The sequence below is a fragment of the Pseudarthrobacter sp. NPDC092424 genome, assembly GCF_044754925.1.
Lineage (GTDB): Bacteria > Actinomycetota > Actinomycetes > Actinomycetales > Micrococcaceae > Arthrobacter.
Map to the genome: position 1 here is coordinate 199,530 of NZ_JBIVQC010000002.1, position 12,673 is coordinate 212,202.

Annotated in this window: 11 protein-coding genes and 1 pseudogene; 7 read left to right on the plus strand and 5 right to left on the minus strand. The window is 63.5% G+C overall.

Annotated elements, in window-relative coordinates:
• Positions 1 to 15 precede the first annotated feature (15 nt).
• The 4 genes and pseudogenes from ACIQCN_RS03935 to ACIQCN_RS03950 all read left to right on the plus strand — a co-directional run bounded on the left by ACIQCN_RS03935 (position 16) and on the right by ACIQCN_RS03950 (position 4,000).
• Positions 16 to 1,020 (plus strand): annotated as a pseudogene (locus tag ACIQCN_RS03935) (IS481 family transposase).
• 128 nt (positions 1,021 to 1,148) lie between these two features.
• The gene (locus ACIQCN_RS03940) at positions 1,149 to 1,679 is read left to right on the plus strand and encodes a YbhB/YbcL family Raf kinase inhibitor-like protein (protein WP_400609485.1); all 531 of its coding nucleotides are present in this window, start codon (positions 1,149 to 1,151) and stop codon (positions 1,677 to 1,679) included.
• Positions 1,680 to 2,879: 1,200 nt separating this feature from the next.
• On the plus strand, positions 2,880 to 3,191 hold the full coding sequence (locus ACIQCN_RS03945; protein ID WP_400604060.1) for a putative quinol monooxygenase: 312 nt from the start codon (positions 2,880 to 2,882) through the stop codon (positions 3,189 to 3,191).
• A 173-nt stretch (positions 3,192 to 3,364) separates the two neighbouring features.
• Entirely contained in the window at positions 3,365 to 4,000 is a 636-nt protein-coding gene (locus ACIQCN_RS03950) for a TMEM175 family protein (protein WP_400604058.1), read from the plus strand.
• A 441-nt stretch (positions 4,001 to 4,441) separates the two neighbouring features.
• Here the strand turns inward: ACIQCN_RS03950 and ACIQCN_RS03955 are convergent, their stop codons facing one another.
• From ACIQCN_RS03955 to ACIQCN_RS03965, 3 genes are all read right to left on the minus strand, one after another.
• A complete protein-coding gene (locus tag ACIQCN_RS03955; RefSeq protein WP_400609486.1) occupies positions 4,442 to 5,602 on the minus strand; it encodes a low temperature requirement protein A in 1,161 nt (386 codons plus the stop codon).
• 287 nt (positions 5,603 to 5,889) lie between these two features.
• Positions 5,890 to 7,008, minus strand: coding sequence for a hypothetical protein (locus ACIQCN_RS03960; protein WP_400609488.1), 1,119 nt, complete (start codon positions 7,006 to 7,008; stop codon positions 5,890 to 5,892).
• A 12-nt stretch (positions 7,009 to 7,020) separates the two neighbouring features.
• Positions 7,021 to 8,391 (minus strand): NAD(P)/FAD-dependent oxidoreductase, encoded by a 1,371-nt coding sequence (locus tag ACIQCN_RS03965; RefSeq protein WP_400609489.1) that lies wholly within the window; start codon positions 8,389 to 8,391, stop codon positions 7,021 to 7,023.
• 21 nt (positions 8,392 to 8,412) lie between these two features.
• On the opposite strand from ACIQCN_RS03965, the gene ACIQCN_RS03970 reads away from it, so the two are divergent.
• Positions 8,413 to 8,712, plus strand: a complete 300-nt coding sequence (locus tag ACIQCN_RS03970) for a three-helix bundle dimerization domain-containing protein (RefSeq protein ID WP_400609835.1) — start codon at positions 8,413 to 8,415, stop codon at positions 8,710 to 8,712.
• Positions 8,713 to 8,816: 104 nt separating this feature from the next.
• Here the strand turns inward: ACIQCN_RS03970 and ACIQCN_RS03975 are convergent, their stop codons facing one another.
• Positions 8,817 to 10,478 (minus strand): phosphodiester glycosidase family protein, encoded by a 1,662-nt coding sequence (locus tag ACIQCN_RS03975; protein WP_400609491.1) that lies wholly within the window; start codon positions 10,476 to 10,478, stop codon positions 8,817 to 8,819.
• A 283-nt stretch (positions 10,479 to 10,761) separates the two neighbouring features.
• Between ACIQCN_RS03975 and ACIQCN_RS03980 the strand changes: the two genes are divergently transcribed.
• Positions 10,762 to 10,926 (plus strand): hypothetical protein, encoded by a 165-nt coding sequence (locus tag ACIQCN_RS03980; RefSeq protein ID WP_400604046.1) that lies wholly within the window; start codon positions 10,762 to 10,764, stop codon positions 10,924 to 10,926.
• Positions 10,927 to 11,708: 782 nt separating this feature from the next.
• Here ACIQCN_RS03980 and ACIQCN_RS03985 read toward each other — a convergent pair.
• On the minus strand, positions 11,709 to 12,020 hold the full coding sequence (locus ACIQCN_RS03985) for a 4a-hydroxytetrahydrobiopterin dehydratase (RefSeq protein WP_400609493.1): 312 nt from the start codon (positions 12,018 to 12,020) through the stop codon (positions 11,709 to 11,711).
• A 278-nt stretch (positions 12,021 to 12,298) separates the two neighbouring features.
• Here ACIQCN_RS03985 and ACIQCN_RS03990 point away from each other — a divergent pair, with 278 nt between their 5' ends.
• Positions 12,299 to 12,499, plus strand: a complete 201-nt coding sequence (locus ACIQCN_RS03990; RefSeq protein ID WP_400609495.1) for a ribbon-helix-helix protein, CopG family — start codon at positions 12,299 to 12,301, stop codon at positions 12,497 to 12,499.
• Positions 12,500 to 12,673 lie beyond the last annotated feature (174 nt).

Genomic DNA, 12,673 nt, shown 5'->3' on the forward strand with positions numbered 1-12,673 from the left:
AACCAGGAGGTCCTCGTGTCCCACCGTAACGCGTTTTTGGCTCATTCGGGTCGTCTGCAGTTGGCCCGGTGCATTGTGGTGGATGGGTGGCCGTTGCGCAGGGCTGCAGAGCGGTTCAATGTCTCTGTGCCGACGGCGGCACGCTGGTCCCGCCGTTATCGGGAGCTGGGCGAGGCTGGGCTGGAGGACCGCCGGAGCAGGCCCCTGACCTGCCCGCACAGGACCCGGGTGCGCACCGAGCGCCGCGTGCTGGGGCTGCGGGTGAACCGGCGCTGGGGTCCGGCACGGATCGCCTACCACCTACACCTGAACGTCTCCACGGTTCACCGCATCCTGAGCCGCTACCTGTGTCCGCCGCTGCGGTTCACCGACCCGGCAACCGGGATCAGGGTCCGCGGCAGGAACCGCGCCAACCGGTACGAATATGCCTAACCGGGCGAGATGATCCATGTGGACATCAAGAAGCTCGGCCGGATCCCCAACGGTGGCGGCCACGGCATTCACGGGCGGGTGCAGGACGAAGCGAACTCTCGTGCCCGGAACCTCGCGGAGGGCCGGCCCAGGGACCGCGGCCAGGTCCGCGGCTACACTTTCCTGCACCACGCGGTGGATGACCATTCCCGGTTCGTTTACTCCGAGATTCTGCCTGACGAGACCAAAGAGACCGCATTGGTGTTCATGCGCAATGCCATCGCCGCGTTCGCCCCCCGGGGTGTGAAAATCCACCGGGTGCTGATCGACAACGGCTCCTGTTACCGTTCCCGCGCTTTTGCCGCTGTCCTGGCCGAAGCCGGGATCAGGCACAAACGCACCAGGCCGTACCGGCCCCAAACTAACGGCAAGGTCGAACGGTTCAGCCGCATCCTGCAAGAGGAATGGGCCTACGCCAAGGCCTACAGCTCAGAAGCCGAACCGCAATCCTGCTACCCGGACTTCATCGAGTACTAGAATCATCGCAGGCCCCACACCGCACTCAAAGGCGCCTCACCCGCCAGCCGCGTCACCAACCAACCGGGTTAGTACACCTAGGGTGTGTCTCCCAAACCCTGAGGCGGTTGTCCCGACCTAACTGCATTGAAACCGCCGCAGAGGACGCTCCTGCCGTCGAACTGACCGGGGCGGAGCTTGACAGTACCTGAAAGGCAGCCATGAAAACGCATTATCCATTTCCACCAACATCCGAGATCGAATCCTTCGAAGTCATCAGCGAATCCTTCGAGGATGGCCAGGTTCTTCCGGAAGCCCAACGCAGCGCTGTCCTGCGAGCCGGCGGCCGGGACGAATCGCCCCAGCTCACATGGTCGGGCGCGCCCGAGGGAACCAGGAGCTACGCGGTCACCGTCTTTGACCCCGATGCCCCAGGCGCGGGCTACTGGCATTGGGCTGTGGTGAACATCCCGGCAGACGTCACCTCCCTCCCGGCCGGTGCAGGTTCCCGGGACAACTCCCGGTTACCGTCTGGTGCAGTGCAGTTGAGGAACGATGCCGGATTTACCGGTTTCGTGGGAGCCGCCCCGCCTCCCGGGCACGGTCAGCACCGGTATTTGATGGTGATCCATGCCGTGGATGTTGAGCGGCTGGACCTTCGCACTGATGACACCCCGGCCGCCCTGCAATCCGCGCTCTCCACCCACACCTTGGGCCGGGCGAGGCTGACGGGAACCTTCGAACGCCGCTAGGGCATGTCTCCCAAGCCCTGAGGCGGTTGCCCGGAATCCGTGAGGGGTGTCTCGTATTTCTATGTTTTGACTGATGGGCAGTGGAGCCTTACTTAGCCGTTGCTGCCGTTGTACATGGTTTTATGGCCCGACCCAAGAGCCGCGAGCAGCAGGGCCTGACAGTCGCCACGCTCGACCTGCCGATCCGTCCATCCAGCGGAACCACAAGACCTACCAACGCATGCTGGACCTACACATCCGGAACATCACCGGCCACGTCCCCGTGTACAAGCTCGATTACCGTCTGATCGCCCACTGGTGAAGTTGATGATGGTGAAGGGAAAGGCGCCGAAGACCATGCGGAGTTCAGCATCATCATGGAAGGGATGGGGAAGCGGTACAAGGCCTTCATCAATTTCCTGGTCATGAGCGGTACCCGCTTTGGCGAGGCCCCTGCCCTGACCGTGGCCGACGTCGACCTGCTCTCCAAACCGCCCACGGCCCGGATCAACAAGGCCTGGAAACGGGGCGGCCAGAACGAGTGCTGCATTGGGGCGACGAAGACAGGCGCCGGTAAGCGGACCACAGGGCTGAACCCCGCCCTGGTAGAACTGTTGATTGGGTTAGTGGCAGCAGGCCCGGGAAGGACAGGTGTTTACGACGCCCAAGGGCGAGCGCATCACTCACAAGCGTTATTGGCACCACTACTGGGTCCCTGCCATTCGAACGGCCCAGCCAATCGGGCTTACTAAGAATCCGCGGATTCACGACTTCCGCGACACCCACCCGTCCTGGCTGATGAGCCCTGTAGATGAAGGCGAAAGTGCGGTGGTGCGGCACCTAGTGGCAAGTGCCCCCGGGTCACGGCCGCTGGCGTCAGGGGGACTCGGTTGGTAGCGGACCAGTTTTTTCGCCCTCTTACGCCTGGATGCCACTTTCAGTGAGGAACTCGCGGGCACGGCCTGTCTGACCGTCAGTGGAGTGGGCCGCCCGAAAGTAGCGGCCTGCTGCACAGCTTGGCAGAAGGAATCGTGTCTTGTGGTGGCCAGCAATCACTGGGAGACTGGGCAGTGCGTCACGCCGCTCCCTCGGTAGGTTGAGGAGGGTGCCACGAGGCCGGCTCGGTCCGCACCATCCCCGCCGCAGTACCGTTCCAAGGAGACTCGCCATGAAAACTATCGTTCAGTATGGAATCCGCCAGACCGGGCCGGGTGAGGGAGCATGATTGAGGTTGCATTATCAGTGATCTTGAAGGCCAAGCCCGGCAAGGAGAAGGACGTCGCGGATTTCCTCCGCAGTGCGCGCTCCGTCGTGGAACAGGAGCCAGGTACGCGCGCCTGGTTCGCTCTCCAGTTCGACGAATCGACTTTCGGGGTCTTCGACGTATTCCCCGATGACGAGGCCCGCCGGACCCACCTGTCAGGGGGTGTGGGGCAAGCACTTGCCGCTCAGGGAGCGGAGCTGTTCAGCGCAGAACCCAACATACAGAACGTGGACGTTCTCGCGTACAAGCTGCCCGGTGAGGGCGAGTAGATGGCTGCCTCCCCGCCGTCATAGCAACCGGGCTGCTGCGTTCCCGCGTCCATCCGTCCGTAGCCCTCGGCCCAGGGCCGGTCCAATCATCAGCCGCCGCTTCCTCAGGCGTCTCCCGACAGCAAGTGCCCGGGCAGGAGGGCCACCACATGCACAGGCGGTAGGAGCAGAGGGTGAAACGTTCGGACACCAGCCGTGCCGAGGCGTTCAGCGACGCCGTTATCGCGATCGTTATCACGCTCCTGGTACTTGAGCTCACGCCGCCGGAGACCGAGCCCGGGGGGCTGCTGGCTGGCTTGCTGGGTCAATGGCCCACGTACCTGGCGTATGCGGCCTCCTACATCTACCTGGCCGTGATCTGGCTCAACCATAAGGCCGCCTTCTCCCGTATCCGGGAGATGGACATCGGCCTGCATTGGGCCAACCTGGGAATCCTCGCGACGCTCGCGCTTTTACCGTGGCCGACAGCTGTGATCATCGATACCGCCAAGACGGGCAACCTGGCCGACGAAAAGGTCGGGGTCGCGCTGTACGCGGTCATCGGGGCACTGCTGTGCCTGTCGTGGCTGGTGTTCTTCTCGCACCTGGCACGGCATCCCGAGCTCACCGAGGAGGAGGTGGAAGATTCCTACTTCGCACGCGAGCGGCCGCGTGCCCTTGCCGGCGTCGTGCTGTACCTCGCGGCGGGATCGGTAGGTGTCCTCGTCCACCCGCTGGTCGCATCGGTGATTTTCGTGATCCTGCCCATTTTCTACGGCCTCACCAGCCATGGGTTCGACCATCGGCCAGCCTTCCTCCGAGGTCGGTAGACCAGACGGCAGGAAAACGCGTAGGGCGGGCGGACGCCGCCAACTCGGTGGGTCAGGGACTCGAAATGTGATGCTAGGGGCCATGACTCTGTTACCGGGCCAATAAGCGTACCGCGCTGAACAAGGACCGGCGGATTGGCCAGTCGATGAACAGCGGATTCCGCGGTGATTTTCGCCTCGCCTCAGGCGGCAAGCAGGCTCCGTCACTGCAGGAATGTCGGAGGAACTGACCACCGTGCGCGCTCTAGTCGGCAGCGGGGGAGTGTTCCGTCGGCGAGCTCCGGTGCCAAGGAAGTGGGCACCGTCGGCCCCATGCAGATTTGGCGGGGGATCAGACGATTTAGAGGAATGTCTCAGTCCACTGATCGAAGAGCCGAAGGATGTAACGGTGCAGGGGTCAAGGCTGGCCCCAGGATACGTTCCTTGGCGTCTGATTGGCCGTCAGCGGGCTCCCTGTTGCGTTCGGCGGCGGTAGACGGTGTCGAAGGCTGCTACGCCAATGAGGGGAAGAACGGCCCCCACGGCGGCAACGAAGGCGGGGAGGAGAAGGCTGACGTTTGCCAGCACCACCAAGGCTCCGATGCCAACAAGATCAGTTGGGTGGCGTCGGCCCAGTACCTGTCGAATGAAGAAGCCCCGGCTGGCAAGAAATAGAGCCGGCCCACTGTATAGAAGTAGCACAGTGGGCAGATCGGGGCGGGCGGCGGGATCGCTGATCACGAGCTGATCACCAACCGCCACTAGGATCAGGCCCGCCAGTAGCAGGACCAAGGTGTTGCCGGCCAAAATGCCGGGCCGGAACTGATCATCGACAGAAGCAAGCTTCTTAAGAATGTCCTGTTCGAGGCCATGGAAGTAGCACCACCAGATTGCGACGCTTCCGGCCAAACTTATGGACCCGGTCAGAAATATCAAGGGGTCCTCCAGATTGCCTGCAATCGCCAAGCCGGTTGAGAGAATTGTCTCGCCGAGCGCGATCAGGTAGAACAATCCGAACCGCTCAAAGATCCTCTCTCCCGGGAGCGGGACCCGGCTTCCTTCGGTTTTCCGGCCCGGCAACCGGTGCGCCAGCATATGGCCGGCCAGGTCGATCGCGGCAGCAACACCCCAGAACATCAAACGTGGCCCCGGACCGAAGAAGACACCGGCAATCCAAAACGGCGCACTCATACACCCCCAGATCAGAGTGCGCACGAAATGATCGTGGGTAGTGCGGTCAAGTCCGACAGTTAGCATCCACGCACCCCGGCCCAGCTGGACCAGGAGATAGGTTGCAGCAAAGAACCAGCCGAAGGCGCCAAACGCTGAGCCGATTGAGGCGTTCATGAACAGTGTGACAAGCATGACGATCAGCAGCATCCACTGCACCTCAAGCCGCGAAGTGTCCAGCAAAGTCGCCGACCAGGTGGTGTACACCCACACCTTATAGACCGCAAGAAGCAGCACAAATGTCTCACCGGCCCCAACCCAGGAGGGATAGGCCAGCAAATGGTGGGACAGTTGCATCAGCGCGAAGACAAAGACCAGATCGAAGAAGAGCTCAAGGCGCGTAACCCGATCCCCGGAGGTCGCGGAACGCATCAGCGTGCTGGCACGGAACATCAGCATCCTCCACTGGACCAGGAGCGGACGGATGCGCCGTCCTGTTGTCGACAAGAGTGACGACGGTCAGCAGGAAAGTCAAGGGGGAAGTTGCCGGAGGACACTGTCCGTTGCGGACAGGGCTTGCTTGCTCCGGGACCGTACCCGCGTGCTCTGGAGGACTGGCAGCTGCCACCTTCGCGTTTTTATCCCTCGGTGCTCCTGCCGTGGACTCCCCCTTTTCGTCAATCTCGGGCGCCGGCGAGGTTTCCTGTGCAGTTAGGGCGCGGCTGCCGGCAAGACGGGGCTTATTCGCCTGCATCCGCTGACTCGCGGCCGTGACGTTCCCGTTGGCCGTACGCCGCTCGAAGGATGTCGTCCTTGGACTCGAATCCCGATCCCAATGCTCCACCGATGAGCGCTGCCGATGTCGTCATCCATGTCACTTCCATGAAGTCCCAAACAGCCACCGGATGTTGCAGGGTCAAGGCCAACAGGCCGTCGTCGATAGTGAATACTGCAGCCAACAACACGGCCACGAACAGCAGCACGTAGCTGATCACGACGCCGATCGTCAACGACCACACTGTAGAGAGGTTATACAAGGATGCTTTATATCTCTCGAGCAGGTCGTCGCGCCGGGGGCTTTCCCATAGATCGTGTTGGGTGATGATCCAGAACACCATCGTACTGATCGAAAGGACCATCAGTAACGTCAACCTCGGCGCCCCCAGCAGGTCTGCGAGTTGCCAGATTGTGTCCGTGACAAGCGCAAAGGCCCCTGTGGCGATCGCGGCGGCCATTGCGCTCCTCAACCCGAAGACCAGCCGCCAAGGCCGGTTCGCCCGCAACATGCCCGCCAGCAGCCGCGCGCGGCCGAGGTGGGTTGCCGAGACGTAGCGAAACCCAATCGGCCCGTCATCCAGAACAGCGGTCTCGACTTGCCGCGACTGATGCAGCGAGGGCGGGCCGAATTCCCCGGCGTCATCCTCGGGATCGAAGTGGCGGTGCATCGCCCAGCCGAGGTCTGCGACGGCAGCACGGACCCGTCGGTCGATGTTAACGGCGCCGAGCGCGGGCAGGGAAACCAAAGAGATTGGCTCTCCAAGCGCAACTTCCGCGACCACAGTGCGTCCCTCGAAACGAATCGGAAGATCGGTCAGGCAGACCATGACATCCCATGCGCGGCGGCTCCGGTGCTTCACCATGGGGCCCAGCATCGGCGCTAACCCATTACCGGCCGTAAAATCCCGATACTCGATCACCACGGACCAGTCGTGGCGCTCGTCGACAAGATTGAGCAGATGGCCCACTTCGCGGCCGTTACGCTCGGCGAACTCCGCAGTGACCTCCGGTTCGGCGAGCACGCCCAGCGTTCGGGCCGTTGTGGGGTTCACGTCGCTCGAATTTTCCGGCACGACAGTCACTTTTGCTGTCCCTCACCAACGCGCACGGGCCGGTCCATCCCGAAGAAGGCGCAGGTGTTCGTGGATCATTGCCACTGCTGTCGAGCCTTCACCGGCGGCGGCCGTTACGCGTTTCACCGATCCATGCCGGACATCGCCGGCCGCGAACATTCCGGGCACGCTGGTTTCCAGGGGCAGTCGTGTGCGCCCCAGGTGGCTGAACTCGGAAGGCAGGTCTTCGAGGTCAGCCCCGGTGAGGATATAGCCGTTGTCATCAAGGGCAAGGGTGCCCTGCAGCCATTCTGTGTGTGGCTTGGCCCCGATGAAAATGAAGAGGTATCGGGAATTGAAGGTCCGTTGTTCGCCTGTGGCTCGCAGATCGACGATGATCCGTTCAAGGGTGCCTGAACCGGCAACGCCCACGATGTTTGCCCCCAGCAACACCTCTATGCCCTGGTCCTCTTCGATTCGATCCGCGAGGTACCCCGACATGTCCGCGCGGAGGTCTTCCCCGCGCACCACAAGCCGGACGGGTGTTCCCGTGCCTGCCAGGAAGAGAGCGGCCTGGCCCGCGGAATTTCCGCCGCCGACGACGGCCACCGGCTGTGACCTGCAGAGCCTTGCCTCATGGACAGTGGCGGCGTAGAAGACGCTGATCCCCTCGTATTCCTCCAGCCCGGGAACCGGAAGGCGGCGGTAGTGAACCCCCGTTGCGAGCAGGGCGGCCCGTGAGGAGGCGGGTCCGCTCCCGTCGAACTCGGCGCGGAACTCAACGTCCCGCAACACAATGGAGTTTGCCCGGCAGGCTACGTTGATCTGGACCCTGAACTTTCGGGCCTGGAGGATCGCCCTTTCAGTGAGTTCCCCGCCTGAAATTCCGGAGGGAAAGCCAAGAAAGTTCTCGATCCGTGGTGACGTGCCGGCCTGCCCACCTATCGCACGGCTTTCCTTGAGGACGACCGACAATCCGTCGGACGCCGCATACACGGCCGCCGCCAGGCCAGCCGGGCCCGCCCCTATCACCATGAGATCGTAGGAGGCAGAATGCTCTTTCACCACCCGCAGGCCCAAGGCAAGGGCCAGATCCGCTGTAGAAGGGTTCTTGAGGACCCGCGAGGCGTTTAGCACCACTGCGGGCAGGTCAGTCGCCAGGATCCCTGCCCGGTCCAGGATTGCCTGTGCCTGCTCGTCAGCCTCCAGATCGACCAGTCGGTGAGGCAGGCGGTTGGCGGCTGCAAATTCCAAGAGGCGAAGCGTGTCACGGCTGAAACGGGACCCAACGATGCGGATGCCCGCCCCCACGCTGATCAGGAGGATCCGGCGCTGGACCTGGCCCGGCGCCTCATCGCCGAAGTCTGCCCCCGCACGTAGCCGTCGCCCGTGTTCAAAGACGGAGGCGAGCACCGACTTGCCCTCACAGCTGTGGTGAAAACCGGTGAGCAGAGGCGATACTGGTTCGCATCGTGTAGCAGAGCGCGGCAGTCCTGCCAAATCCAGTCTTGTATCTGGGGATGGACGCCCCGAAACTCTCCCAATGGCGTCATCGAAGAATTGCGGGCACTTGGCCATGTCGTGGACCGGCTCGCCGAGAAGTACCCGGACCTGCCGCGGGAACACATCGAAGTCATTGTCGAGCAGGAACATCGCTCTCTGGATAGCGGCAGGGTGAGGGATTACGTTCCGATCCTGGTCGAGCACGCGGTCAGGGACCGGCTGAGAGAGTAGCCACAGGCAAAACTGCTTCGCCCGGATGCCAGGAAGTCCCTACCCCCAGCAGAGGGCAGGGGCTTCCTGGGGTGTGGCTACTTGTCAGGTTGTTGCGGGCCGTGTCAGCCCTTGCGGCCGGGGAGTACCAGAAGGGCGTCGCCGACCGGGCGTTCGCCCGTGGCGTCCGACGGGGAGTTCACGATCTGGCCATCCTGGACCATTGCCGTGGATCCGCCTCCGTCGAGGTTGATGGCGTTGACCATGCCCAGGGAGCGGGCGACGTCGGCTGATTCCTTGATGCTGAGGCCCAGGCTGGTGGTCTGGCGGCCGTCTGCGGTGACCAGCAGGGTGCGGCCCTGGGCGTCGACGCCGGCGATGGTGCGGGGGTTGCGCTTGTGGACCCAGCCGTAGAAGAAGCTGTTGCTGTCGTTGCTGCGGACCATGCCGTCGCGTTTGGCGGTGATGTTCAACTGGCCGTTTTCGACGAGGGTCGGGCCGCCGTTGATGACGTCCGTGGTGGCGCCGGTCTTCAGGTCCTTGCCGGTTTCGTCGAGCAGGTCCGTAGCGACTTTCAGTTTGGCGCCCGGGACAGCCAGGGCGGCGAGCTTGTCCGCGTCTGCTCCGATGGCTTGCAGGGTCTGTCCGCCGGCCGGGACCGTGGTGCCGCGGGTGTGGTTGACCGCGGTGACGGTGCCGTGGGCGTCCAGGACGGCCTCGAGTCCTGGGCCGGACGGCGTGGTGGGGCCGAATTCGGGGGTGAACGTGACGATTTCGTCGGCGTCCGTGCAGGTGAGGTCGTGCAGCGGCAGGTTTGTGGGGGTGTCGTCGGTGCCGCCGCAGTTGCGGATGAGTCCGGGAACCCGGTTGATTCCGTCCAGGGGGAGTTCTGCGGTGCCGGGTGCGGTCACCGTGCCGTGCCAGTGTAGGCGCTGGATGGAGGTGCCGTTCTTGTCGAGGACGAGGGAGGGCCGGTCACCGACCGGTTCGCTGAGGATCTTTCCATCCTGTACGGCGGCCCCGGCCGGGTCGCCCGGCGCGCCTGCTGCGGGGTCCATGACGAAGAAGCCGCCGTTCACGGCTGTCAGGGCGCCGGCGAAGGTTGAGAGCTGGCTTGTGGTTTCGCGGTCTTCAAGGTTGGGTCCGAAGGAGGAAGTGAGGTCGCCGCGGAACTCCTTCGGGTCAATGGTGAGTACCTGCAGGTTCCATGGGCCGCGGTCATTTTCGCTGGAGCCGGCGTCGCCGTCCCAGCCGGTGTAGATCACCGATGCCTTGTAGCCGGCGGCCTTGATCTGATCGACGGTGGCGGAACCGTCGGCCTTGGAGTCGAATTGGCCTGCACGTACCCGGTAACCAAGGTCCCCGCCGGAGTCGGCCAGCTGAGGTGACTGGACGGGCTCGACCCTTGCGGGAACACCGGCGGCGCTGAGCTTGTCGGCGACAGCCTGAGCCTGGGCCTCGGTGGACAGCGCGGATGCGGTGGCATCGGGTGTAGTCGCCGGGATGGCCACTTCGGCGGTCCAGAAGAAGTCCTGATTAGGGGTGCCCCGGGTGATCGTGGTCCGGGTCAGGCCCGGTGCCAGAGTTGTAACGTTCCGCGTCTCGGGGAGGTCATGCGCGCCCAGATTCAGCTGAGAGAGCAGTGCCGGTGCGCCATTGCCCTGGTCGGACGTCGGGACCGTGGGCGCCGCGGTGGAGGGACCTGCGGGGGTGATGAAGGCGAAGGGGAGGGACACGGCCAGAGCAGTGATAACCGCGCGGCGGTGACGACGATTGGGGGTGATCATGGTCATCGACACTAGATCGGGTTGATGTCAGAGTATGCTCCCACGCGCCGCGGTTATTCATGCCTTCGGCAACTGTTCATCACCAGTTCGGAAGATCGTGGCCAGACATTCCAGCCTGGTGCCGTAACCCTCGGAGAGCCTTCATCCGGCCTGCCCCTACCGGCGGCCAAGTGCAATCGGCCGCCTGTGGCTGGTGCCTGGCCAGGATTGGCCAGTTCCCCGGCAGGGCGGCAGGGTCCATGATGAGGAGTACAGAGCGCTGCGATTTGAATCGGAGGCTGCCATGATCCAGGCCCTGCTGTGCAAGCTCAACATCCGGCACGAATGGCACCTCGAACATGCCGACGACGGGGTGGTCTACAAGCGCTGTCGGCGGTGCGGCAAAGACGACGATGAGCGCAACCGGGGAGGCGGGAACTTCAGTGCGTGGGGCGTAGGCGGAGGATGACCCCGCGGGCCCGGGTGGCGTTTCACGGCCGGTGGACATCTACGGAAAGACGGCCTGCCGTACGCAAACTTCCGCCAGCCAGCGGATCAGGGTGTTTAGCTAGCTTGCAGCCTGGTACTTCTCAATGATGTCTTGCTGGATACGGCCACGAACTGGTGCCGCTCGGCGCGCTCCCGACACGCGAAGGTTTCCTCCTATCCCAGACCGTCCTTCCGCTGCCTTCGAGGAATCCTGGTGAGGGCGGACGCCGTCGGGTTTTCGTCCCGGCCGCGACGCGTCTTTCGGGATGCCCTACCGCTCGGGACCCAGTTTTGTGGTCACGGGCGGTGGCGTACAGGCGTTCCGCTTACGAGGCTTGCTTGCACGTGCGCCGCCAGGTCATTTGTACCGCGAGTGTTGACAAAGCTTGACGCATTGGAAGTTTGAGCTGGATAACCCCTGCCGTTGTCGCGCTGACAACGGTCATCCATACCGCGGTCTCCAACGAGAATCGCGCAGCTGTTCTACCTGCTCCATACTTTCGCGGCGGCAGCCCATCGCCCGGCCAGCCAACAGCGGCAACTTGTTGTTGCGTCGGACCTAGGCAGTGAGACATCACGTCAGGGTCTCAGAAGAGCTCAAGAATCATCAGTGAAGGGCAAATCAAGTCCTATTCCAGCGTCACCGGATTTTTCCATGGCGTCGGCGTGTCCCGCGGCCAGAATGGCGCCGGCGCCGACCGCGCCTCTGGCGTAGCAGCTTGAGCGCCTCAACGACCCTTCGCGACTGCCCACGGCCCGGACTCACTCCGCGGCGGTGACCCCGAGGTCCGCGGCGTGGCCGCTGATGGTGCGGGCCAGGTCGATGTCGCGGCTGGTGATCCCGCCGACATCGTGACTCGAGAGCGTGACGCCGACCTCGGGGTAGGTGAGCGTGAGGTCGGGGTGGTGGTTGGCCTCCTCGGCGGAAGCTCCGATGCGGTTCACGAGCTCCAGCCCGGTAGAGAACTTCCGGGTCCGGAAGGTGGCGGTGAGGGCATTGCCGGTCCGGCGCCAGTCTGTGAGCCCGGCCTCGGCGAGCTCGGCGGCGGACAGCTTCCGTTGGGGATCAGTCATAGTGCCATCATGGCTCGGAAGGGCCGCCGTGGGCTACCTCTGGAGGCACCACGCCTCCAAAGGTGATGACCGGTGCCGGCGGCCCTGGGTAAAACGTCCGCACTGCGCGGGCATAACGCTGTCAAGCCCTGACAGCCGGGAGAAAAGGCCAGTCGCGATGTCAGGCGCGTCCTTCTCCTCTAAGAGAGGTCCGATCCGTCCGGCCACTGACGCTAATCGGCCCGAAGTGGCGTCCAGCAACGAGACGGGTACCGTTTTGGCACCATGAAGATGTGGCTATGAATCTCCGTGTCCCTGAAGATCTCGATCGCCGGCTGGAGAAGTTGGCTGCCGAGGAACACACGTCCAAGTCCGCGCTTCTGTTGCAGGGGGCGGAGTTGGTTCTGCAGCGCCATGCACGCCGGCGCGAAATCAGCCAGGGCCTTGATTTTGTTATAAATCATGACGCTGATCTGCTGAAGCGCCTTGAGGACGCGTGACAGCATACCTGGACATTGAGGACGCACTTCAGGGAGTTGATCGGTACGGCCTCCATATCCGTGATGTCGGCTTGTTGGCCTCGGCCTTGGCAAGGCCGGCGACGGCTGTCAAGGGCACGGAAGCTTATCCGGAACTAGCGGTGAAGGCGGCAGCCTGTTGGAGTCGGTCGCCCG